This is a genomic window from Azospirillum sp. UENF 112521 (assembly GCF_058780665.1).
Map to the genome: position 1 here is coordinate 285,702 of NZ_JBSNCI010000004.1, position 23,045 is coordinate 308,746.

Annotated in this window: 16 protein-coding genes; 11 read left to right on the plus strand and 5 right to left on the minus strand. The window is 62.0% G+C overall.

The window, feature by feature from the left end; all coding sequences use genetic code 11:
* Positions 1-12: 12 nt before the first annotated feature.
* The 5 genes from ACWPN8_RS21980 to ACWPN8_RS22000 form a co-directional block, all read right to left on the minus strand.
* A complete protein-coding gene (locus ACWPN8_RS21980; RefSeq protein ID WP_492242283.1) occupies positions 13-1,779 on the minus strand; it encodes a class I SAM-dependent methyltransferase in 1,767 nt (588 codons plus the stop codon).
* 200 nt (positions 1,780-1,979) lie between these two features.
* Entirely contained in the window at positions 1,980-4,082 is a 2,103-nt protein-coding gene (locus ACWPN8_RS21985) for a glycosyltransferase (RefSeq protein WP_492242284.1), read from the minus strand.
* A 137-nt stretch (positions 4,083-4,219) separates the two neighbouring features.
* The gene (wecB, locus tag ACWPN8_RS21990) at positions 4,220-5,335 is read right to left on the minus strand and encodes a non-hydrolyzing UDP-N-acetylglucosamine 2-epimerase (RefSeq protein WP_492242285.1); all 1,116 of its coding nucleotides are present in this window, start codon (positions 5,333-5,335) and stop codon (positions 4,220-4,222) included.
* Positions 5,332-6,396 (minus strand): polysaccharide biosynthesis protein, encoded by a 1,065-nt coding sequence (locus ACWPN8_RS21995; protein ID WP_109450313.1) that lies wholly within the window; start codon positions 6,394-6,396, stop codon positions 5,332-5,334. The genes wecB and ACWPN8_RS21995 overlap by 4 nt, the downstream gene beginning before the upstream one ends.
* Positions 6,387-7,241: a dTDP-4-dehydrorhamnose reductase family protein gene (locus ACWPN8_RS22000; RefSeq protein WP_492242286.1), complete on the minus strand. Its 855-nt coding sequence runs from the start codon at positions 7,239-7,241 to the stop codon at positions 6,387-6,389. Before ACWPN8_RS22000 ends, ACWPN8_RS21995 begins: the two co-directional genes overlap by 10 nt.
* A gap of 1,042 nt (positions 7,242-8,283) precedes the next feature.
* Between ACWPN8_RS22000 and ACWPN8_RS22005 the strand changes: the two genes are divergently transcribed.
* From ACWPN8_RS22005 to ACWPN8_RS22055, 11 genes are all read left to right on the plus strand, one after another.
* Entirely contained in the window at positions 8,284-9,330 is a 1,047-nt protein-coding gene (locus ACWPN8_RS22005) for a calcium-binding protein (RefSeq protein WP_146208080.1), read from the plus strand.
* Between the two features lie 118 nt (positions 9,331-9,448).
* Entirely contained in the window at positions 9,449-9,922 is a 474-nt protein-coding gene (locus ACWPN8_RS22010; protein ID WP_492242287.1) for a tetratricopeptide repeat protein, read from the plus strand.
* Positions 9,923-9,983: 61 nt separating this feature from the next.
* Positions 9,984-10,796, plus strand: coding sequence for a hypothetical protein (locus ACWPN8_RS22015; protein WP_492242288.1), 813 nt, complete (start codon positions 9,984-9,986; stop codon positions 10,794-10,796).
* Positions 10,696-13,500 (plus strand): glycosyltransferase, encoded by a 2,805-nt coding sequence (locus ACWPN8_RS22020; RefSeq protein WP_492242289.1) that lies wholly within the window; start codon positions 10,696-10,698, stop codon positions 13,498-13,500. Before ACWPN8_RS22015 ends, ACWPN8_RS22020 begins: the two co-directional genes overlap by 101 nt.
* A gap of 151 nt (positions 13,501-13,651) precedes the next feature.
* Positions 13,652-14,161 carry a class I SAM-dependent methyltransferase gene (locus ACWPN8_RS22025; RefSeq protein WP_492242290.1) on the plus strand — a complete coding sequence of 170 codons (510 nt, stop codon included), beginning with the start codon at positions 13,652-13,654 and terminating at the stop codon, positions 14,159-14,161.
* Complete coding sequence (locus tag ACWPN8_RS22030; protein WP_109450303.1) at positions 14,158-15,408, plus strand: glycosyltransferase family 4 protein; 1,251 nt, start codon at positions 14,158-14,160, stop codon at positions 15,406-15,408. Before ACWPN8_RS22025 ends, ACWPN8_RS22030 begins: the two co-directional genes overlap by 4 nt.
* Before the next feature lie 174 nt (positions 15,409-15,582).
* Positions 15,583-16,581: an SDR family NAD(P)-dependent oxidoreductase gene (locus tag ACWPN8_RS22035; protein WP_109450301.1), complete on the plus strand. Its 999-nt coding sequence runs from the start codon at positions 15,583-15,585 to the stop codon at positions 16,579-16,581.
* A 47-nt stretch (positions 16,582-16,628) separates the two neighbouring features.
* On the plus strand, positions 16,629-17,342 hold the full coding sequence (locus tag ACWPN8_RS22040) for a sugar phosphate nucleotidyltransferase (RefSeq protein WP_492242291.1): 714 nt from the start codon (positions 16,629-16,631) through the stop codon (positions 17,340-17,342).
* Between the two features lie 62 nt (positions 17,343-17,404).
* Positions 17,405-18,397, plus strand: a complete 993-nt coding sequence (locus ACWPN8_RS22045; protein ID WP_492242292.1) for an NAD-dependent epimerase/dehydratase family protein — start codon at positions 17,405-17,407, stop codon at positions 18,395-18,397.
* Between the two features lie 25 nt (positions 18,398-18,422).
* On the plus strand, positions 18,423-19,148 hold the full coding sequence (locus tag ACWPN8_RS22050; RefSeq protein ID WP_492242293.1) for a glycosyltransferase: 726 nt from the start codon (positions 18,423-18,425) through the stop codon (positions 19,146-19,148).
* 74 nt (positions 19,149-19,222) lie between these two features.
* Positions 19,223-23,017: a glycosyltransferase gene (locus ACWPN8_RS22055; RefSeq protein WP_492242294.1), complete on the plus strand. Its 3,795-nt coding sequence runs from the start codon at positions 19,223-19,225 to the stop codon at positions 23,015-23,017.
* Positions 23,018-23,045 lie beyond the last annotated feature (28 nt).

Here is a 23,045-nt window from a genome sequence, read left to right on the forward strand (position 1 = left end):
AACCGCCGGTCATTACTGCACTCCCAACAGCTGGGCCGCCCAGGCCCTGTAGGGAGCGGGAACCTCGGGTTGACCCTCCTTCACCGGAGCCAGCAGATCGATGGCGGCGTTCTGCGCCGAATCGCTCCGCCCGGCTTGGCTGAGGGCCAGCGCCTCATGGTAACGGGCAGGCCATAGCAGAGTCCGAGCGCCAGACGTTCCGGGCCGCATCCGGCACGCGTCGTACAGGCGCCTGAAAACCTGCGCCGCACGCCCATGGTCGGATTGATAGTTGAGCGCCAGCACGCCAACGACGAAAAGGAGTGAGAGCCGGTCGGCGAAAGCGATGGCGTCGGCGTCCTGAGGTATCGGATCACCGTCGGTTTCCATGACCAACGATTGCGCGGCATCATAGGAACCGGCGTTCACCAGCGTGACGATCAGCCGCTGCCGGGTCTGCTCCAGCAACGCAGCCGACAGGCTGACCGATTTGTCCCAGGGACCGGTGCCGAGGCGTGCATGGAGACCAATAGCCTTTTCCGCGTCGAAGCGCGCCAGTGCAATAACCTCCTCGCAGAGGGCGCGGGCGCCGAGGTCCGCGGTTTCACCGTCGTCCGTGCCCATCGCCTGGAGCGCCTTGCGGAGGATCGCACCGAAAGCGGAAGCTGCGGCGAAGCAGTGTGCCGCATGCGCTGCGTCGCCGGATGCATTCAATTGGAGAATCCCCTGCGCGTAGAGGACACTGCACAGATCCAGCGGAAAATGCATCGCCAGCGTTTCGAAGTCCAAAGCCCCCGGTTCCGGAAACCGGATATCCTGCGGCGCCGAGAGGTCGATTCCGTACGCCTTCGACCAGCCTTCCGCCAGCGATGCCAGCGGCGCGCGTGCCGCATCATAGTCGCCGGCGTTGACATATTCCTTGATGAGACGGTGGCGGAAGCCCGTGCCGAGCGGTGTATCGGCATCGTGCAGCATCACCCGGTCCGCGAGATAGGCGCGATAGCGGGCTCGGTCGAGGGGCGCCGGCGCGGGCAGAGGCCGGCGGGATGCCACCGCCTGGAGTTGGTGAGTCGTGCCGCCAATGCGGATCTCGGTGAAACCCGCTCGCCGCAGCGCGCCTTCAAGCGCGGCTGCGGAAAACAGCATCGTGTGGAAGCCGGCGCTGAGCAGCGGCAGAAGCGCGCCGAAATCGGTCGACGGGTCGATGCCGGCAGCGTTCGGCGTCGTTATCACCAGCACGCCGTCGGGCGCCAGCGCGCGGCGGATTACGGAAAGAAAAGCATCCGGGTCATGGACATGCTCGATCACCTCCGAACAGAGCATGGCGTCCCAGGCCCCGTCCTCCAGAGGAGTGTGGGCCGTCAGATATTCCGAGCGGATGTCGAGCCCCAGCGCCGTCCGGCCGGCCTGCGCCAGCAGCCCTGGATCGTAGCCGCGGCACTGCCAGCCGCGCGACCGCTGCGCATAGTCCAGCGAAAACCCGAAACCGCAGCCGATCTCCAGATAGCGCCGCACCGGCAGCTGGTCGAGGATGGCGGTCGGCTCCAGCATGACGTCTGGACCGGCGCCCTGCTCGACATAGAACTTGATCGCCGCCTCCGGATTGCCGCCTTCTTCGTAGCGCGGCTGTGGCAGCGGATCGAAGAAGGCGCCGCCGCAGGAGGGACAGCCATACAGGGCATGGGCAGCTCCGCCATTGGCGCGGTCGTATGCCACCAGACGGCGGGGCTTCGGCCCGTCAGCCCGACACAACGGACAGGCCGTCGTCACGTCCGCCCCTGCAGTCCAATCAATCAGCATGGAAAATCCTCGGCATTCGGCATCCGGGCAGGAGTCGGATGAAACGTTTCATATCGAATAATATACGCCTGACGAAACGCACAGGCGCGACAGGATAATCAACCACCCCGACGCTTGCGATCATAGACTTGTTATTTTTTGACACGTTTCCCGCTCCACCACCGGGGGCAGGATTCCGGCAGCCTTCACCGGAATGCCATTCAGGTGTCCATCAACGCCGCGATCTCATCGATCATGCGTTCGATGTCGAAATTCTGCCGTGCGAAAGCCTGAGCCACCGCACCGGCCTTGCGGGCCAGAATGCTGTCGTTGAGGAAGGTGAGCACCGCGGCGGCAAGCTGATCCGGATGTGCCGTGTCGAGCACCACACCGCTTTGCTCCGGAAGCATGGCATCCGCCACAGCGCCGGCTCGCCGGGCAACGACCGGAAGGCCGCTCGCCTGAGCCTCGATGACGACGTTCGGCACGCCTTCGCTGTGGGATGTCATCAGGAACACGTCGAACGCAGGCAGAACCGAATAGGCGTCGGCGACCACTCCGGGAAACAGGAATGCCGGAGTCAGTCCGGCCTCCTCGACCGCGTCCTTCATGGCTTGCGCCAGCGGACCGTCACCGATGACGACGAAGCGGGTGTCCTTCCGATTCCGGTGAACGGCAGATGCCACCTTCACCCAAAGCAAAGGGTCCTTCGGCGGCACGATGCGCATCATCACACCGACCACGGGAGTATCGCCTGCGATCCCGAGGATTCGGCGGGCCCGCTCACGGTCGTCCGGATCGAGGGCGGAGCGGAAGCCGGACATGTCGAACCCGCTGGGAATGACGGAAGATCTGGTGGACAGATCTACGCCCAGCCATTCCTGGTAATCGTCGATACAGGTCTGGGCCAATCCGGTGAGATGGACCTCCGGCCGCGTCAGAAGCTGCCGATAGCCCTCGCGGTACCAATGACAGGCGTCCTCATCGTCGATGAAGTCCGGCGGTTTCATATTGTAGGTGCCGATCAGCAGGCGGGGAACGCCGGTCAGAACCCCAGCTAAACCGGCGAGAAGGTTCGGCACCTCGAGATGGGCATAGACGACCGATGGCTTCCTATTGCGGAAATGATTGATCAGCCATTGCTGGGCGTTGGGCATTTGAAGCCAGGTATAAGGGGCGTCGATGTTCTGCAGTTCCGGCTGAACGATCACGTCCGCACGCGTGAGCCCGGCTTCCCGCAGATAGAAGCTGCTGCCCCGTTCGTCCGAGCAATCGAAAAGCAGGAGTTCCACAGGACGCGGTGCAAGGCGGGCACGCAGGCGCTTGAACGCCATGGCCACCAGCCGCTCGGCACCGCCGCGCGCCAAAGTCCAGCTGACGAATACAATCGGCCCGTCCGGTCTCGGTACAGCGAGGGGACTGTTGCGTACGATCTGTTCAAGCACCTTCACGTCGGGAGTCGTGGCGGGTTGTGCCGGATCGACCATGACCAGCGCAAGGGCATCGCCCAGCGTGCCCACGTCGGTCATACTGCCCAACAGGCTCAAGCTTTCGGCACCGTCCATTCCGGACAGTCCGAAAGGTGCGAGCAGCTGGGGGTCACGACGCACGGCATCGAGTGCGTCCTTGATCAGGTCCACATTCCCCGGAAATGCTGCAAGGCCGGCTATGAGCACAGCTACGGCCTCCTTCGGCAGTTCCGCCTTGATCAAGAGGCGGTAGCCGCACAGCGCCCCCGCCGGGTCGGAAACGCCCTGGACAACGGACGCAGCCGCGGCCAGCACATGGTTGGGTGCTCCTCCCTCGATAAGCGCATGCGTCACAAGACGCGCGAGCGGCGGCATGGTGATGCCAAGGAGCAGAACAAGCTCCGCTTCGGCCCTGGCCCAGTTCAGAGCACCCCGTTCGATCAGCAAGCTCAGGGTCTGCAGACGCAGATCCTCCGAGTTGGGATGATGGGCCCGGCCATGAAAAATGGTCCGCAGCGCCTTGTCGGAGTCGCCGAGCGACCGGTAAAGATACATGCAGCGCGTGAAAGCGAAAGCAGGGGGCTTCGGGGTCGCGATAAGCCGCTCGATCCATCGGATTGTCTCCGGGATGTCTCCCGCCCGTTCAGCGATCTGGCTGAGCGCGTCGAGCGCCACCACGTCCTCAGGAGAATCGGCAAGAAGCGCCTTGCAGAGACGCTCGGCCAGCCGGGTTTCATTTTCGCCGAGCAGGCGCGTGATGGCCTCATGCGCCGGCGCGGCATCGCCCGTATTCCGAAAGACATCCAACTGCGACCGGATCTCCGCTTCGCTCTGCACTGCATGAACACTCTGCATAAATCGACCGGCTTCTTTCCGAAATGGTTTGCCCTATCCGAGGATCGCCAAAAAAAATGACAACGCCGAAGATTGCGCAGAACCGCGCAACCAAGCGCCCGTTCCGGTTCCGGCGTCCTCGGCCTCCGGGTTATGCATCATCCTCTCGCGACGACGCCGGATTGCGGAGGAAAATCATGGTGGCTCAATAGTATGCGGGCAACGGCATCACTCACATTCCTGCGCCTGTAAGGTTCGGGAACCTCCCAGGCCGGAGCAAGCGCCAGGACGACGTCGACAGCCTGGAGGATTCCGTCTCGGGTCAGGCCGCTGATCATGTTGCTGCCGCAATCCAGGGTCTCCGGTCGCTCGGTGGTGTCGCGAAGCGTGACGTTCGGCGTGCCAAGGATCGCACATTCCTCCTGGACGGTTCCGCTGTCGCTGAGCACGCATCTGGCGTTCTTCTGAAGCGCCAAGAAATCCACGAAGTTGAAGGGCGGCAGGTAGCGAACACCGCTGTCCTCCTCCTTCAATCCGAAAGCCGTCATCCGGGCTCTGGTTCGTGGATGGGTGCTGACAACGATTGGCATTCCATGCCGCTCGCGCAGCGCTGCGAGCGCATTCATGAGGATGCCGAGCCTCTCCTCGCGGTCGACGTTCTCGGCACGATGCATGGTCGCCAGCATGTAGCGGCCGCGCTCCAGCCCGAGCTGACCAAGCGCTTCGGCCTGTTCGAACCGGGGACGCCAGTGCTCAAGCACTTCGCAGATCGGATTTCCCGTGACGAAGATGCGGTTTTGCTGGATGCCCTCGCGCAGCAGATAGGCACGGCTGTGTTCGGTATAGGGCAGCAACACATCGCTGGAATGATCGACGATGCGCCGGTTCACCTCCTCCGGTACCCGGCTGTCGAAACAGCGGTTGCCAGCCTCCATATGGAAGACGGCGATGCCCATGCGCTTCGCCACCATCGCGGACAAGGCCGAGTTGGTGTCGCCCAGGATGAGGAGGCGGTCGGGGCGGTGTTCGAGAAATGCGCGTTCGCACCCCGTCAGGATCTGGGCAATCTGGTCGGCCGGCGATTTTCCCTGAACCCCGAGATAGAGATCGGGCTGCCTGAGCCCGAGCTGCTCGAAAAAGATATCGCTCAGTCCGGGATCGGAGTTCTGCCCGGTATGGACGAGAACATGATCGCACAGCCGATCGAGCTTCGGGATGATCAGGCTGAGGCGGATGATTTCAGGACGAGTGCCAAGGACGGTGATGACCTTCATCGCAGCAGCTCACCTTTCATTGCCGAGTCGTTTCCGACCATCAACCCGCGGCTGAGGAGGAGTTTTCTGACCTGAGCGGCATCCATCAGCGCCCCTGCCGAACTGTATTCGCCCAAGGCAGGCTCTTGGCCCACCCCGCTGGAGGGGATCTCCGGAATGTCGGGACGAATGACGATCTTGCCGTTGCTGTGTCGAAAGGCGCGCATCCCTTCCTCCTCGGACACGAGGATTTCATGAATCTTCTCGCCGGGCCGCACACCAATGACCTCGATCTCGACCTCACGGCCGTCGATCAGCTGTTCCGCCAGATCGACAACCCTGGCCGACGCTACCTCGGGCACATAGATTTCGCCGGCCTTCGCGTGCTCGATAGCAGAGAAGACGATATCGACGGCATCGTCGAGGCTCAGGAGGAAACGTGTCATCTCCGCACTGGTGACGGTCAGCGGGCCTCCGGTGAGGATCTGATGATGGAACAGGGGAACGACCGAGCCGCGCGAAGCTAGAACATTGCCATAGCGAACGATGACGAAACGGGTGCTGGGACAGCTGAGATTGGCCGCAATGAACACGCGCTCCTGCAGCGATTTGGTCATGCCCATGACGTTGACTGGCTTGACCGCCTTGTCGGTGGACACCCCAACCACCGCCTCCACGTCGAGGCGCAGATCGCGGATCGCCCGCACAATATTCTCGGCGCCGCCGACATTGGTGGCAATAGCCTCGGACGGGAAGTACTCACAACTCGGCACCTGCTTCAGCGCAGCCGTGTGGATCACCACATCGATTCCGTGCAAGGCCCCGGCAACGCTGTGAAAGTCGCGCACATCGCCGATGCGGAACTGCAGGCATTCACGGGCGGCGAGAGCCAGCGCCGCTTCGCCTGGGGTCCGTGCCGTTGCGTAATGCACGCGCATGGAGTGATGCTTCGCCTCGTCGCGGGAGAAGACGACGATCTTGCGCGGCCGCCGGTCCACATCCTCGAGCAGGCGGCGGACCAGGGTCTTGCCGAGCGATCCGGTGCCGCCCGTGATCAGGACCGCCTTGCCAGTCAACGGCATGACTTGTTCTCCTCGGCGCGGGCCTGCTGTATCATATCGCTCCATCCGGGAGGGGCATAGTTGAAGGTCCGGCGGAAGAGGCTGGAATCGAGCGATCGGTCCAAGAGGAACGAATCGTCAGGCATGATCGGAATTGAGTGGTCATAGTTTGCAGAAACGAGCCGCAGCAGATCATATTTGCTTATCGGAGCCGCAGACACATGGTAAAGGCCCTCCGCCTGCGGGTACCCGACCAGCAGATTTTCGACGATCCGCGCCAATTCGACTGTGGTCACGCCGGAGAATATCGCAGAGCTGAAGCCTTTTACCGCCTCCTTTTGGTGGAGGAACCATTCAAGAAGCCCATGCCTGGTGTTGAGTTCGCGCCCGATGATCGAGGTCCGCAGCGTCAAACACCCAGGAGCGTTGACTTCGCCCAGCAGCTTGGTCATGCCATAGACGTCGACCGGATCGGGCTGGTCATCTTCGGTATAGTTGCCGCGACGACCTGAGAAGACGCAGTCGGTGCTGATATGCACGAATCGCGCGCCGGCCGTCCGGCAAAGACTGGCGAGCTGATGGGGGGCTACGCTGTTGACGATGCTAGACGCCACGACCGACTGCCCCATCGGCTTCTGCTTCACCAAGCCCGCGCAGTTTAGGACGGCATCCGGCTTGAACCGAATGAAGACGTCCATGACATCCGTCAAGTTGCATACATCGACATTCGGAAAACACATGTCTGACGGCAGCGCATCGGGCGGGGCATTGCCGCGAACGGTATACGCGACATTATGATTTTTAAGAAAATGCAATACCATTCGGTGTCCCAACATTCCGTTTCCACCGAGAATCAGTATATTCATTTCCTCACCACTCCTTTTTCTTCCATACGATTATTGTTCATCCTTGCCATCCGATGCCGGATGTCCTTTCCTTCACAATTTTCTCGGTTGGACTATCATCAAACCCCTACAAATTAAGTTCCGTTTCCTACCACAGTTCCCCTCATTCCGCGTAATAGGGAGGGTGGTTTCTTAAAGCTTTTTCCCCAGCGGCCGATGTAGTGACGGAACACAAAAAGCGAACCTAGGGAAAATTCAACTCCAAAACGTCTTCTTGCGCCGCACAAACCTAGATGAAATTTATTTAGAGCAAATACACGCGCCATTTCTTGACGTCACCCACAATCTCGCAAAATTCTTTACTGAGATACACGGAATAAACTTGGAACCATCGGAGAAAGCACAATCGATACTCAGCTCAATATTCCATGACATTAAGTAACAATGCATGACCTCCGCGAATCGTGGGCGGACTATACGACATGAGAGCCTCGGCAGGTAGAGCTAAAACCCATTTTAGCTCGAAGAATTCCAGCGTGACCTTGACCAATCGGTTATAATCGCCTGGCTTATGTTGAGTTTGAACACATTGGGCAGATTGAAGAGGCGCCGTTCGGTCAGCGCCGCGCATGGTGCCACGCAAGCGCTATTCGAACGTCCGGTAGTGTTGCTTGAGGATGCGTCAGTCAAACTTATGCACCTCCCGATTTCAATGCACTTAATATGCGGTGGGCATGCCGTTAAACGATCGGGGAGGCTCAGCCCTCCTGGCCTCATGAATTCATAGTTCACCACCAAGAAATTAATCTGAATACATTTCGTTTTCGTTCAGTATCTCAAAATTTCTCCCAAATTTATTATATCTACCCAATCAGATATTCATGCGAGATGCTATATAATTTACAATTGTTACAACTTGATCAATTTCTTATGCGGTGCGACTTTCTTGCAAAACGATCATTTTTCTTGCAGATACGAGGGAGCGCTGATACCCATTGGACGCTATATAGTTTTGAAGACGCGTTGAACCGAGTTGATTTTGATCCAAGGGGAGTAAGATAGCATGGCGGTGGATGTTACCCTCTCTGGCGGCAATGTCTCGAACCCCGAAACCATTGGGGTGAGTTCCTCCGTCATCGGAGCCGTGCTGTCGAACCCCGCCTTGATTCCACAGACCCAGCAGGGTCCCATCTACGTCGCGACCGGACAGGGCAGCGTCACCTCCACCAACATCGACGGCTCCGCCTTCGTCGTGACGGAGCGAGTCCTCGCTGTTACTGTCACGGGGTCGGCGGCGACGAACCAAATCATCGCCGGCAACGACGTCACCGGAACCACGATCAACACGACGACCGGGACCGGCACCGTGATCGCTGGCAATGCCAGCACGCAGGTCGGTCTGGTCGGCGACCAGAACGGGAATGGCGGCAGCTACGTCGTTTATGGCGGACCGCAGAATGACACCGTCCTCGCCTCCTCCGGCAGCAACACGATCACCGGCGGCGCTGGTTCCAATGTCTTCGGCCTGGCTGGCGGCAACAACGCCGTTTACGCGGCCGGCAACGACACTGTGTTTGCTACTGGCGGCACCAACCTGATCGGCGGAGGCACCGGCAACAGCACCATCGTCGCGTCGTCCGGCACCAACACAATTTTCGGCGGCAACGGCACCAGCAACATCTTCGCTCAAGGCGGCCAGTCGACGGTCTTCGCCGGCTCCGGCGTCAACCAGGTCTTCGGGATCGACAACAATGCCCTTTACGCAGTCGGCGGCAGTTCGTCCACCAACACGGCCACGATCGTCGGCGGCAATGCCAACGACACGCTGTTCGGCGGAACCGGCAAGAGCGTGATGTTCGGCGGCGGCGGTGAGAATCTCTTTGCCTTCAGCACCGTGTTCGGCGGCGGGCAGACGGTCATTGGCGATTTCAACGCCAGCGGCGCCAACAACAAGATTCTGATCCAGGGTTATTCGGGTGTGACATCAGCGTCGCTTCTGTCGAACGCGACCGTCACCGGCGGCAACACCGTCATTACGCTGACGGATAACACCACCATCACCGTCGCCGGCGTGACCAACCTGTCCCAGAATTCGATCATCGTACAGTAAGTCCACTGTAGCGGTCCTTCAGTCGTTGCCGGCAAAGGACCGCCCTTGGCAGGAAGCGTCCACGTGAGCGTCCGGCAGCCTTGTTTGTCTTGAGACTTGTGCGACCGTTTTATAGAAGATGGTGGATTTCGAGAGACTGTTCGCCGAATGCCGTCTGGCCGACGCTGAATCCCTGGCGACCCGCCGTTTGGGACAGAATCGCTGGCATGAAGAGGCTTTGACCGTCCTGGCGCGCTGCGCGCTGGCCCGTGGAAATTACGAAGCCGCCTTATCATTCGCCGACCGTAACCGGCGCCTTGAGCCCAAGCGCCTGTCTTTCGCCTGCTTCCTCAGCGTGATCGAACTGGCGCGCGGAAACGCCGCCGCGGCCCTCCAGGCGCTCGACGATTTCCCGGCAGAGTGCCTGAGCGCGGAAGCTGTGGTTGCGCGCACGCGGGCATTGATGCTTCTCGGCAAACAAGACGAGGCACTCGACCACGCGGCGCTGATCCTGCAGCGTTTTCCTGCTTTCCAGAACTCCCTTGTGCGTCGACCTGCTGAACGAGGTCACCGTCGCCTGCGCTTCTCCCGGCTGGGTAACGCCCGATCTTGACGGTAGGCTGAAGGGAACCTTGCACCCGTCCGTCTTTTCACCGTCGGAACGATTCGCCATCTTGCGGCTCGTGATCGAGGGAACAGTCGCCTTCGATCTGCCAACGGACGAATTCGCCAGCCGCTTCGGCGACATGGGTCCGCCGGGCTCCGCCCTGCCCTTCCACATTGCCGATCACCGGGTTGATCCAGGAAGCAGATTTGCGCTGTTTTTCGACGGGCGGCGCTTGCTCGGTTCAGGTGAGGCTCCCGATCACGTTCGGCCGGAAGGCGACTGCTCGATCGTCGAGGATCTGCTTTCAGGCTGGGTTTGGCTGCCGTCCTTGCCGGACAAGCGGCTGGCAGTCCGGGTTTCGGACCAGGGAGGACGGCAAGTCACGATTCAGGCCGACCGCCTGAACCCGCTTTTGCGCCGCAACAACATCGGTGACGGGAGATACGGCTTCTCCCTGGACCTGCGTCAGGCCGGGCTGCGACCGGGCCAGATCACCGCCTGCGCAGGCATCGATGGCCTGACGCCGGGTTCCGGAAAATGGTCCGGAGGGGCTGCCGGCATGGCGATCGGCGACGCTCTGCCATGGAGCGCCACGCCGGCTCGCCCGGCAAGGATTGCACTGACGCCCCGCCCAGAGGTGACAGCAGGTCCGGCCCGGCACGCCGACCGGATGGCGCCGCCGCCTGCCGTGCACATCGACGTCATCATTCCGGTTTACCGAGGGCGGGAAGAGACGCTGGCCTGCATCGAGTTCGGTTCGAGGCAGCGTGACCGGACCGGTGCAGATCATCGTCGTCGACGATGCCAGCCCGGACGCGGCGCTGTCGGACGATTTGAGGCGCCTGGCTGGAGATGGCATCATCCATCTCTTGGTGAATGACCGGAATCTCGGCTTTCCGAGATCCGTCAATCGGGCATTGTCGCTGCATCGCGGACACGACGTTGTGCTGTTGAACAGCGACACGGCGGTCAGCGGCGACTGGCTGGCGCGCCTTCGTCTCGCCGCCTATTCCCGCCACGACATCGGAACGGTCACGCCGCTGTCGAACGATGCGGAGATCCTGAGCTATCCATCGGCGCCGGCCCACCGCCGCGTTCCCGACACAGAAGAAGCTGCGGCGCTGCATCGCCTCGCCCGCAGCCAGAATGATGCCATCAGGATCGAAGTCCCGACCGCGGTGGGGTTCTGCACCTACATTCGTCACGACTGCCTCGCCGCGACCGGGTTGCTGGACGTCGCGCTGTTTGGCCGGGGCTATGGCGAGGAGAACGATTTCTGCCTCCGCGCCAGCGCGCTTGGATGGCGCCATTTGGCCGCAGCCGATGTCTTCGTCGCCCATGTCGGCGGCCGTTCCTTCGGGCGGCGGAAGGCGGTCCTGTCCGAAACGAACCTGGACACGCTCAACCGGCTACATCCGGGCTATGACGGGCTGATCCGGCAATTCCACCGCGACGATCCTCTGTCTGGGGTCCGCCGCCGCCTGGATCTCGCCCGTCATCGTGCCCGCCTTAGGGAAAGCCCTCCCGCTAAGCCCACGGTCCTGATCGTCACCTTCGGCAGAGCCGGGGGCGTGGCGCATTTCGTTTCTCGCAGGATTGAGACCCTCAAGAACGAGGGGCGGCGCGTCGTGGTTTTGACCACTGCCAGCAGTCTGCCCGGAGATGTGCGGCGGTGCCGCGTAGAGGATCGGGACCAGCCCGACCTCCAGGATCTGGTCTTCCAAACCAGCAACGAATTCGACCTGCTGACCGACTTTCTCAAAGGACTTCGCCTGGACTCCGTCGAGGTGCAGCACTACCTGGACCACGACCCTGCCGTGCTGGACCTGCTGGGTCGGCTGGGAGTTCCCTACGACGTCTATGTTCACGACTACAGCTGGTTCTGTCCGCAGATCGTCATGATCGACGCATCTAACCGCTATTGCGGCGAGCCGGACCTGGCGGCCTGCGAAAATTGCGCCCTGACGACACCACCCGCGACCGGCGAGAGGATTTCCGTAGCGGCGTTGCGCAAGCGGTCCGCGCATGTCCTGCACGGTGCCCGGCGCGTTGTCGTGCCGAGCCACGACGTCGCCGGCCGCGTCCGCCGCCACGCCCCCGCCGCGCGTCTGTCGGTGTTGCCCTGGGATGCGGTGCGTCCGCCAACATGCCCCGCTCCGGTCCAGGCATCGGCCGTCAACGGTCGGTGGCGGGTCTGTGTCATCGGCGCCATCGGCGCTCACAAGGGCCACTCGGTGCTGCTCGATTGTGCCTGGGATGCGGCAAGGCGCGACCTTCCCCTCGAATTCGTCGTCGTCGGCTATACCCTGGACGATACGGCGCTTTTTGAAACGGAACGCGTATTCGTCACGGGCCCCTTCTCCGAAGAAGAGGTGACGGACCTCGTCCGTCGCGAGCGCGTGCATCTGGCCCTCTTCCCGTCCCTGTGCCCGGAAACCTGGAGCTACGCGCTGTCCCATGCGTGGGCCTCCGGCCTGACGGCGGTGGGTTTCGATATCGGCACCATAGCGGAGCGTATCAGGGAGTCAGACGGCTATGTCATGCCTTATGACCTGACCGCCGAGGCAATCAATGACCGGCTGATGGCGATCCTGGCGGAAGCCGTTCCGCTGCTGCCCGGCCGAATGGACAATCGAAATTCCATTGGCAAGATCGCCGAGAACGCTGCCTTGGATGCTGCCGGGCTCCATTCCTTCTCCGGCGAGTCATCACTTGTGCAGGACATCCGCATCATTTTTTCAAGCGCGAAGGATTTAGCGAGCATGCCACCGTTCCAGACTTCCGATACCCAGGCACCGGCACAGTATGCGGCCTCGGCCCAGTTGATCACCTTCCATCCTGGCGTCTATGCCGTCACGGTGGTGCGCGGGGAAGCCACGGGGATCGGCGAGAACGGTATGCTGCCGATTCCCAGCATCCACCTGACTCCGCTTCCGGCCACGGCCGCGAACGTCCAGATGCTTGGAGACGGATGGTTGTTTAAAACCGCCGACGCGGTCGCGATTAAGGTTTCCGGCTCGCCTTCGGATGTTCTTCTCACCTCCTATCAGAGGACGGGCGACGGTCGCAGTTTGGGCGTGCAGATCACTCGGATCGACAGCAGCCCGTCCAAGGCACCGCAAACGCAGCCGAAGCCCCCTGCGGTGATCCGCACAAAAATGCTGGCCCATGTGCAGAACCGTGGCGACATCGAGGCACCGGACGGCGGATGGGCCGGCGCGCCGGATCAGAAGTTCGCCATCGAAGGATTCTCCATCACGCCTCTTGATGGGATGCCGGCCGACTTCATCGAATACAAGAGCCTGAACCTCAATGGGCAGGAAACCCCCTGGGTCGGCGGCGGCAGCCTGTGCGGCAGCCGTGGCTTGGGCATTCCGCTGACCGGGCTGGCCATCCGCCTGAAGGGTATGTTCGCTGAACGCTTCGACTGCGCCTATGAGATCGTCTTCCTGAGCGGCGCCCGCAGCCCGGTCCTGACCAATGGCCAGCCCTATCGGTCGGATATCAGCGCGGACCCCATCCTGGCTTTCACGCTTCGGATCGTCGAACGGGCGCCTGCCCTGCCAGCGCCGAGCTTTTCCTGATGCATGGGACGACCGCGAAGGCACAGGCAAGGCCCCGAAGCACGACAAACGCGGGGCTCCGGTGATGAGGCTGCTGAACATCGGTTGCGGTCCCCCTGGGCCTTCGCGCGTCGACCGTCTGTTTCCCGCTCCGGACTGGCAGGAAACCCGCATGGACCTGGACCGGCGGACTGGTCCGGACATCGTAGGCTCGATCACCGACCTGTCGATGCTTCCGGATTGTTCATATGATGCGGTCTGGGCCTCGCATCTGCTCGAACATCTGTACCGTCACGAGATCCTCGGGGCGCTGCGCCAGTGCTGGCGGGTGTTGATGCCCGGCGGCGCCCTGGTCGCGGCGGTTCCGGATCTGCAACGCGTCTGTGAACTGGTGGCGGCCGACCGGCTGGAGGAAACGATCTACACCGTCCCGGCCGGTCCGATCACGGCGCACGACATCATTTTCGGCTTCGGCACCGCCATCTCAACCGGAAACAGCTTCATGGCTCATCGCTGCGGCTTCACGCCGACCGTGCTGTGCCGGGACCTGCAGGGCGCCGGCTTCGATCCGATCCTGGTGCGCCGCCAGTCCATCCTGGAACTCTATGCCGTCGCCTACCGTCCGTCCTCCGACGGGCGGTACATCAATGGTCCATTCTCCTCGGCTTCCGGCGCCGCATGAATTTCCTTTTCATCCACCAGAATTTCCCCGGGCAGTTCCTTCATCTCGTGAGGCACCTGGTTCAGCAGGAGGACCACCGTGTCACCTTCATCACGCAGTCCAACGGCAATCGCATCAACGGCGTCGACCTGATCGTCTATCAGACCTTCCGCGAATCCTCGCCGCAGACCCACCATTACCTGTCCGACCTCGAACGGGGCGTCATCGCTGGCCAAGCCGTCTATGAGATCGGGCTTGGCCTGAAGAAGAACGGGTACCGGCCTGACGTTGTGATCGGACATTGCGGCTGGGGCGAGACCTTGTACGTCAAGGACGTCTGGCCCGACGTGCCAGTGCTGGGCTATTTCGAGTTCTACTATCTGTTCAGCGGGGGCGACATAGGCTTCGACCCCACCACACCGATCCATATCAACGACGCCCCCCGGATCCGAACCAAGAACGCCATCAACCACCTGAGTTTCGACAGCGTCGATTGGGGACTCACCCCCACCCGCTGGCAATGGTCGCTTTATCCGGACCGCATGCGCAGACGCATCAGCATCATTCATGAGGGGGTCGACACCGATATCGTCCGCCCCGAACCGGACGCCTGGATCATGCTCGCTGACGGACGGCGGCTGACGCGGTCCGACCGGATCGTCACCTATGTCGCCCGCAACCTGGAGCCCTATCGCGGCTTCCATATCTTCATGCGCGCCCTGCCCCGGATCCTGCACGACTGGCCGGACGCGCAGGTCCTGATCGTCGGCGGCGACGGCGTCAGCTATGGTCCCCCCCCTCCCCCGGGCAAGACGTTCCGTGAACTCATGCTGGGCGAACTGGGTTCGATCGACCTCTCACGCGTCCATTTCGTCGGCAGCCTGCCCTACGCACGCTATCTGAACGTGCTCCAGATTTCTGCGGCCCATGTCTACCTGTCCTATCCGTTCGTGCTGTCCTGGTCCTGCCTGGAAGCGATGGCGGCTGGATGCGCGGTAATCGGTTCAGCGACCATCCCGGTCGAGGAGGCCGTGGTCGATGGCGAGACTGGCCTGCTGTTCAATTTTTTCGACCCCGATGCTCTTGCCGGGCGGGTCGGCGAAGTGCTGGGCCACGAGGACCGCATGCGGGATATGCGCGACCGCGCGCGTCAATATGCGGTCCAAAATTACGACGTGAAGCTCGTAACGCTTCCACGACAACTAGAACTGATACAAAATGTTTCTGTTGGCAATCTATCAGGGTATGATACAACGAAATTCTTATAGCTTCCGCTGCTCTTTCGCCGACCGAATGAAAAATCCAAACAACAATCATAAATGGGCGTAATGAAAAAAGATAGGAGCGGCGCAATGCGATGTGGATTATATTTTATATTTTGTTTTTCGTATTGTTATTAGGGTTATTCTCGTCTTTTTGGCTCACAATACGGAAAACAAGAGATGCCATCTCTTAGCACGATCAAATGTCTAGTGACAGGCGCCGGCGGCTTCATCGGAAGCCACCTTGCCGAGGCGTTGGTGCGGGAGGGGGCATCAGTGACCGCCCTGGTTCGCTACAATGCGCAGGGCGCGATCGGCAACCTGTCGCACGCGGCGGCCGATACGGTCCGCGACATGCGGATCGTTTTCGGCAATGTCGAAGATTCCGAATTCGTCGATGGCTTGGTGCGCGATGCGGACATCGTGTTCCATTTGGCCGCCCTGATCGGCATCCCCTATTCCTATGCGGCGCCGCGCAGCTATCTGCGCACCAATGTCGAAGGAACGCTGAACATCCTGGAGGCGGCCCGACGGCACGGCACCCGCCGCCTGATCCACACCAGCACCTCCGAGGTTTACGGCTCCGCCATCCGCACCCCAATGGACGAACAGCATCCATGCCGGGGCCAATCCCCCTACTCGGCATCCAAGATCGGTGCGGACCGTTTCGCCGAAAGCTATTTCCGCTCCTTCAACCTGCCTGTGGTGACAATTCGGCCTTTCAATACATTCGGCCCCCGCCAATCGGCGCGCGCCTTCATTCCATCGGTAGCCTCCCAGGCGCTGAGCGATCTCTCATCGGTGCGGGTCGGCTCGCTGGACACGGTCCGCGACATGACCTTCGTCGAAGACACCGCGGCCGGCTTCATCGCCGCAGCGACGGCCGCCGGGGTGGAGGGGGAAGAGATCAATCTCGGCACTGGTACGGGCTACACCATGCGTGAGATCGCCCTGCGCATCCTGGCGCTGTCCGGACGCGGAGAGAACAGCCTCCAAGAGGAAGAGGCGCGCATCCGGCCGGCCGCCAGCGAGGTGAACAAGCTGATCTCGGACAATTCGAAGGCGCGCACCATGCTGGACTGGACCCCACGGTACGATCTGGACCAGGGATTGTCGCTGACCATCGACTTCATCCGTCGCAATTCTGCCCTCTACTCCACTGGACACTATGTGGTTTGAGCATCACAGCCTTCTTGTCAGACAATTAGCGGTACAGTGAGACATCGATGCATGCAGTCATCCTAGCGGGCGGGCGGGGAACGCGGCTGGCTCCCTACACCACGATTCTGCCGAAGCCGCTCATGCCGGTCGGCCAGATGCCCATCCTGGAACTTATTCTCCGGCAACTGCGTTCCCACGGATTCAGCGACGTAACGCTCGCGGTCGGCTATCTGCGCCACCTCATCAGAGCTTATTTCGGTGACGGAGAGCGGCTGGGACTCGACCTCGTTTACAGCGAGGAAACCGAGGCGCTCGGCACAGCCGGACCGCTTGCAAACATTCTGAACACCCTACCGGAAACGTTCCTGGTGATGAACGGCGATGTGCTGAGCGACATCAGCTACATCGATCTTTTCAACTGCCACCAGCGGGTGGGCGCGGCGGCCTCGATCGCCACCTTCGAACGTGAAACCAAAGTCGATTTCGGCGTCCTGCTGACCGATGAAAATGACAGGCTCGTCGAGTATCAGGAGAAGCCCGTCTACCATCATCGCATCAGCATGGGCATCTACATTCTCCAGCGCGAGAAGATCCGTCCGCTGCTGATCTCAGGCCATTATCTGGACATGCCGGATCTCGTGCGCGCCCTTGCGGAGCGGGGTGAGATCGTCCATTGCTACAAGGCCAACGGAATGTGGCTCGACATCGGTCGGCCGGACGATTACGAGTCTGCCCAGACATTGGCCGAGCAATGGACCGTCGACACCGCCGCGCGCTGATGCTGCCCGCCTGCCCCACACTTCTGGGATTTTCCCGTTCCATATCGCTTCGGATGTGACGGATGCGTTTGATCGTAACCGGTGCGCACGGTTTTATCGGGACATGGGCGACGGCGGAACTCCGGCGCCGCGGCCATGGGGTTCTGACGGTTGGCATCAACACTCCGAGCCGTATGCCCCGACCGGAGGCGCGCTATGACGGCATCCTGTCCATAGACCGGCCAGGGGAGGATTTTGCCGTCCTATTGGCGGACTGGCGGCCGGACGGCATCCTTCATCTGGCCGGCACCGTTGATGCCTCCAAACCGGAAAAGTTGTTCGCACTCAATGCCGGCTATGCAGCTATTCTGCTCGAGGCGCTGGCCCGGTCGGAATTTCGCCGGTGCCCGCTCGTCCTGGTCGGCAGCGCGGCCGAGTATGGGCCCTTGCCGAACAGCCTCGTCCCCCTGGATGAGACGGCGCCCACAGAGCCCCGCAGCCTTTACGGCATCAGCAAGCTGGCACAGAGCCGGATCGGGCTTGCCGCCGCCAGATGTGGGCAGCCCGTGGTGGTAGCGCGTCCGTTCAATGTAATTGGCGCCGGAATGCCAAGTATGTTGAGCCTGCCCAGTTTTGCCCAGCGGATCGCGGCGGCGGACACGATGGGACGGCCGCTGCCGGCCGGCAACCTGAACGCGGTTCGCGATTTCATCTCCGTCCAAAGCACGGCCGAGGCCCTGGCGACCCTACTGGAATGCCCGGGCGTCCATGGCCGTGTCGTCAATCTTTGCGGTGGACGGCCCTACCGGATCGGTGACGTGGTCGACCGCATGATCCACCTGAGCGGCAAAGCGGTCAACGCCGACATCTCGAACAGTTGCGACGGCATGACCGACATCGCTTACGGCGATCCAAGTCTCGCCGCCTCGCTGACCGGATGGCGGGCTCCGCCGCTGCGCGACGCCGACCTTCTGGCGGTGATGCGTGAGCACGGATGCCCGCTTGGCAACGGCGAGGAGGATGCCCCGGTGCCGGTGCTGCAGTCCAGCGCCATTCCCTTCCAGCCGACGCCCTGAAACCACGCGAGCCGAAGGCAGCCGAATGTTTCCTTCCGCCATTCACGATCACCATCTCAGCATCGTGGTCTGCGCCAGCCGCGAGGGCAACCTGCTGCACCGCACATTGGCCACCCTGTCCGATGCCATGGCCGATGCGACGCTGGGCGGTTTCCGGTGCGAATTGCTGATCGCCCTGCACAGGGCGGACGAACGGACGGCAGCCCTGGCCCATGACCGCAGAGACACGACAGCCAGGGTGATCGATCTCGGCGCCGTCGACCGGACCGAAGCCCGGAACGCCGCCGTGCAGGCCGCCACCGGTTACTCAATCGCCTGGCTGGATGCGGGCGATGTCTGCTCGAGCGGCTGGCTCCGCGCCGCCGCAGAACGAACGATCCACGACGACCGGGGCATCGTGTGGCATCCCGAGCACTGCGTCCTGCTGGCGGAGAGCTTCGCGGTGACGGCCTGCCGCGACCGTGTGGACGCCAGCCGGGAGCCGGCGACCTATTTCTGGGCGCCGCCCTATCCTTATGCGATGATCGCCCCGCGCGGCCTCCATCTGCAGTTCCCCTTCCGCCCTCATGACTTGGTCAACGGCTATCTTGGGGGCGACTGGCTGTGGATGAGCGAGACCATCCGCGCCGACGTGCCACATCTGACCATTCCACGCAGCATGGTCGCTCTTCTCCCCGACGCGCCTCCGGACCGCATCAATTTCGGGCCGCCGCCGGAGGGAATGCGCCTGGGTCCGGTGCGGCGGGACTGAAGCCGCGTCGCGGAAGCAATGACAACGACGCCGCACGTCTTGCAATGGGCGGCACAGCGGGTGCAACAGGATCGATGATGCGTGTCCCTTCCTTTTTCGGCTTTGGGCATTTGAAGACGGCGTTCCTTGCGAGCAAGGCAGCTCCCTATCTCTACGCCGCCGTCCCCCATGCCGCCTCCTCGGGCACGATGCGGCGTCTGTGGTCGCTGGAACACCGTTACGGCTTGGTAGGAGCGCCGGCGCCGGCGGATTACCGCAGCCTGCAGGACCGGAATGCCGGGATGCAGCCCTGGACCAGCATCGTCGGAGGCGAGCCGCACCGCTTCGTCGAACGATGCGAGGGAGGGGTGCGCTTCGCCTTCGTTCGCAATCCCTATCAGCGCCTGCTGTCCGCTTATCGCGCGCACATCGCAACCGATACCGTCGTCGGCCGCGCCTTCCGCAGGATTGCCGGGCGGGCGGCGACGGAAGAGATCGGATTCGACCTTTTCGTCGCACTGCTGGAAGCCATGCCCGAGCACCAGCGCTTCCCGGCCTTCGCGCCGCAGTCGGACTGGCTGCTCACCGACGACATTCCCTATCACCTGATCGGCGCGCTCGAGCGTTACGACGCCGACTATGCGGCAATCACCGCCCGCATCTCCGCCCCTGACGCGGCGGATCACACGGTGCGCTACGGATTCGATGCGGGTTTCTCCTGCCCGACGCCGACACGGGACGCCATCCTGCGCCTTTATGGCAGGGATTTTTCGGTGTTCGGCTACGATACCGATCCGGCGGCCATCGGCAGGCCGCCCCACGCCTCTGTCGAACGGCACAAAAGCGGCTCACTGTATTTCAAACCCTTCTGGTTCCTGGTAGATAGCCGGATCCAGCTTATGATGGGAAACCGGAGCGTCGCCGTTCTTCAGATCGAGAACGTGATCGAGAATGGCGAAGCCGGCCAAGCCGGACGGATGCCGGCTCTGCGGCTGGACCTGGCGCGGATCCATCTGGAAGCCGGAAGCATTGAGGCGGCGGCGGCGCTGCTGGAGCCGGTTTCCCGCGGCACGGAGCGCAGCAGCCTGCTTGCCGACATCCATCTGCGCCGTCACGCTCCGGAAGACGCATTGGCGGCCCTCAGGGACGGGATGGAACACGGCGTCCAGGACGCGTCCTATCTGCATGAGTTGGGGCGGCTCAGCGTCATGCATCATGATGTCGACCCGGTCCTGCATGCCGGACGCGCCATCGTCGCCACCACGCCACCTGGCAGCACGCGCAACTGGTTGCTCGACGCACTGGTGGACAGCCTCACCCATGCGAACGCCACCAAGTTCGCGCTGGCCGTTCTCGACGAGTTGGAGGGCGTCGAAGACGGCGGTTACGACATCGCCGGTAAATTGGCGGGACTGAACAAGCCGCGCAGCTGGCTGTCGGTCCAGCCCCCCGCTTCCGCAGGCAGCCCGCCCCGCCGGGTGGTCGCAGACGGCGAATTGCGGCGGCTGGCCGAGGAAACCGCGACGGCCATGGAAACTTTGCGCCGCGACCTGCTGCGCAAGGTTCTGGAGACCTATCCCCATCTGTTCGACGCCGACCATTACAGCCGCCGCTGTGCCGACCTCCCGAGAAGCGGCCTGTCGGCGGTCGAGCATTACATCAGGATCGGCAGCCGCCGGCCGGACGGCGAGGCCAACCGCTATTTCAACAACGGCTTCTACACCCATCACATGGCCCGCACCGACATGGGCCACCTGGACCCGCTGGTCCATTACGTCCTGGACGGCGCACCGAACGGCATCGATCCCGGACCGCATTTCGAGAGCGACCGTTTCTTGCGGCAGCGGCCAGACCTGCAGGGAAGCACAGCCAATCCGCTGAACGAATTCCTCGCGCAGGACGCCGACAGCCGAGGCTATTTCGGCGCGCTGCCCGAGCATGTCCTGACCGGCATGAAGGCGCTGTCTCTGTACGACAGAACGCTGTTTCCCCAGGATTGGCTGATCGGCCAGGACACCGCCCCACCCGCTTTCCTCATCGCGGCCAAGCGGCAGGGAGAGGTCTACGGACGCCTCGACCGGGATCTTCCCGACGGCTTCACCCATCTCGTGCTGGTGCCATGGGTCGCCCATCCGGGCGGGGCCGACCGCGTCAGCACCCATGTCCTGCGTCTGCTCGCCGAAGAGCTGGGTCCGCGAAAGGTGGTCGCCATCGGCACGGACCGTCCGGGCCAGGACGGTTTCCCGCTGCCTGCCGGTGTGACGATCCTCTCGCTCATGGATTATGACGCCACGCTCACGGTGACCGAGCGCGTTGAGATCATCGAGCGCCTGATCGTGGAGCGGCGGCCGAAGGTCACCTTCGTCCAGAATTCGGATGTTGCCTGGACGCTGCTGGCGGAACGCGCCGAGCGCCTGCGTTCCGTAACCGCGCTGTATGCCTTCCTGTTCGGAGCGGGCTTCAGCGAGGATGCCGGACCGGTCGGCTTCCACAACCGGCTCGGAAAATGCCTGGACGCCATGACCGCGCTGATCACCGACAACACGCGCTTTCCCGGCCTGCTGCCGAGACTGCTGCCGATGCTGCCGGCGGACGCGGCCAAAATCCACACGATCTTTACCCCCCGCTCCACCGACCTCGACCTGCACGCCCCCAACCCGAGAAGACGGCTCCGGCGGGCTCTGTGGATGAGCCGCTTCTCCAGCGAAAAGCGCATGGACGTTCTCGGACGGATCGCCGCCGCAACGCCGGACCGCGAATACGCGGTCTATGGTGCGCAGAACCCATTTCTGCCGCCAGTCGACATCGACTTCCTGCGGGAGCTTCCGAATGTCACGGTCCATGGATATTTCCGTGACCTGACGGCCGTCGCGTTCCAGAACTGCGACGCCTTCGTCTACACCTCCGATGCCGACGGTCTACCGCTTGCGCTGATCGAGGCGACAGCCATGGGATTGCCGATCATCGCCCCGGACGTCGGCGGGATCTCGGACATGATCACATCCGATACCGGCTGGCTTGTCTCGGGCCCAGACGCCGTCGACGAATATGTGGCCGCCCTGCGCGAGATCGAAGCCAAGCCCGATCTGGTGCGCCTGAAAGTCTCGAGGGCACAGGATCTGCTGATGACGCGCCACAGCTGGTCCGCCTTCAGGGACGCCTACCGGCGTGTCCCCGGATTGCTTCCCTCACAGCACATGCCCGCCCAGAGCACCATGTCCCCCAGGATCACAGCCGTCAGTCTGGGCGAGGATTGCCAGAGCACCTTCCAGATCAGGCGCTATCTGAAGGAACATGTTCCCGTTCCAAGTGGCTGGATCGATACCGCGTCGGAGAGCGCACCCCAGGGCTTCATTCCCTTTCCGCTGGATTGGCTGATAACCCCCCTGCAGTCCCTGCTGCAGGCGATCGACAGCGATTTCAGCGGCTTCCTGCTTCGCGACAATCTCGAATTCGTGGACGCTGAACCGGCACCCTATATTCTCGACAAAGGATACGGGACCATTTTCTATCATTTTTTTGATAGAAATGAGAACTTCCTGAAAGATTATGAAATAGTTTCCGCGAAGTTCGAAAAATCTCTAAAGAACTGGCGGGAAACCCTGCACAGTGGAAAGAAAATCGTCTTTGTCCGGCAAACCCGCTACTCCGGCCACGGCGCCAGGGAGATCGCATCCACCATCGAACGCGCATTTCCCGGTTTGACCTTCGTACTGCTCGTCGCCTCGGAACTGATCGATGAGAACAGCGTGGAAGGCAACATCGTGTACCGCAGCATACCGCTGATTCCTGGTAACTGGCAGGGGTACAATGGTTTGTGGGATGAGGCTCTCGATTTCTGCTGGCATCTTCTGGGGGAAAACGGATCGCGGGTCACTGCCGCAGCCTGACGCAGGAAAAGGCTCTGTTGCAAAGTTG

Excerpts from the sequence above, each read along its gene's own strand:
- ACWPN8_RS21980 (WP_492242283.1), bottom strand. The coding sequence starts at position 1,779 with ATGCTGATTGATTGGACTGCAGGGGCGGACGTGACGACGGCCTGTCCG.
- ACWPN8_RS21985 (WP_492242284.1), bottom strand. The coding sequence starts at position 4,082 with ATGCAGAGTGTTCATGCAGTGCAGAGCGAAGCGGAGATCCGGTCGCAG.
- wecB (WP_492242285.1), bottom strand. The coding sequence starts at position 5,335 with ATGAAGGTCATCACCGTCCTTGGCACTCGTCCTGAAATCATCCGCCTC.
- ACWPN8_RS21995 (WP_109450313.1), bottom strand. The coding sequence starts at position 6,396 with ATGCCGTTGACTGGCAAGGCGGTCCTGATCACGGGCGGCACCGGATCG.
- ACWPN8_RS22000 (WP_492242286.1), bottom strand. The coding sequence starts at position 7,241 with ATGAATATACTGATTCTCGGTGGAAACGGAATGTTGGGACACCGAATG.
- ACWPN8_RS22005 (WP_146208080.1), top strand. The coding sequence starts at position 8,284 with ATGGCGGTGGATGTTACCCTCTCTGGCGGCAATGTCTCGAACCCCGAA.
- ACWPN8_RS22010 (WP_492242287.1), top strand. The coding sequence starts at position 9,449 with ATGGTGGATTTCGAGAGACTGTTCGCCGAATGCCGTCTGGCCGACGCT.
- ACWPN8_RS22025 (WP_492242290.1), top strand. The coding sequence starts at position 13,652 with ATGGACCTGGACCGGCGGACTGGTCCGGACATCGTAGGCTCGATCACC.
- ACWPN8_RS22030 (WP_109450303.1), top strand. The coding sequence starts at position 14,158 with ATGAATTTCCTTTTCATCCACCAGAATTTCCCCGGGCAGTTCCTTCAT.
- ACWPN8_RS22035 (WP_109450301.1), top strand. The coding sequence starts at position 15,583 with ATGCCATCTCTTAGCACGATCAAATGTCTAGTGACAGGCGCCGGCGGC.
- ACWPN8_RS22040 (WP_492242291.1), top strand. The coding sequence starts at position 16,629 with ATGCATGCAGTCATCCTAGCGGGCGGGCGGGGAACGCGGCTGGCTCCC.
- ACWPN8_RS22045 (WP_492242292.1), top strand. The coding sequence starts at position 17,405 with ATGCGTTTGATCGTAACCGGTGCGCACGGTTTTATCGGGACATGGGCG.
- ACWPN8_RS22050 (WP_492242293.1), top strand. The coding sequence starts at position 18,423 with ATGTTTCCTTCCGCCATTCACGATCACCATCTCAGCATCGTGGTCTGC.
- ACWPN8_RS22055 (WP_492242294.1), top strand. The coding sequence starts at position 19,223 with ATGATGCGTGTCCCTTCCTTTTTCGGCTTTGGGCATTTGAAGACGGCG.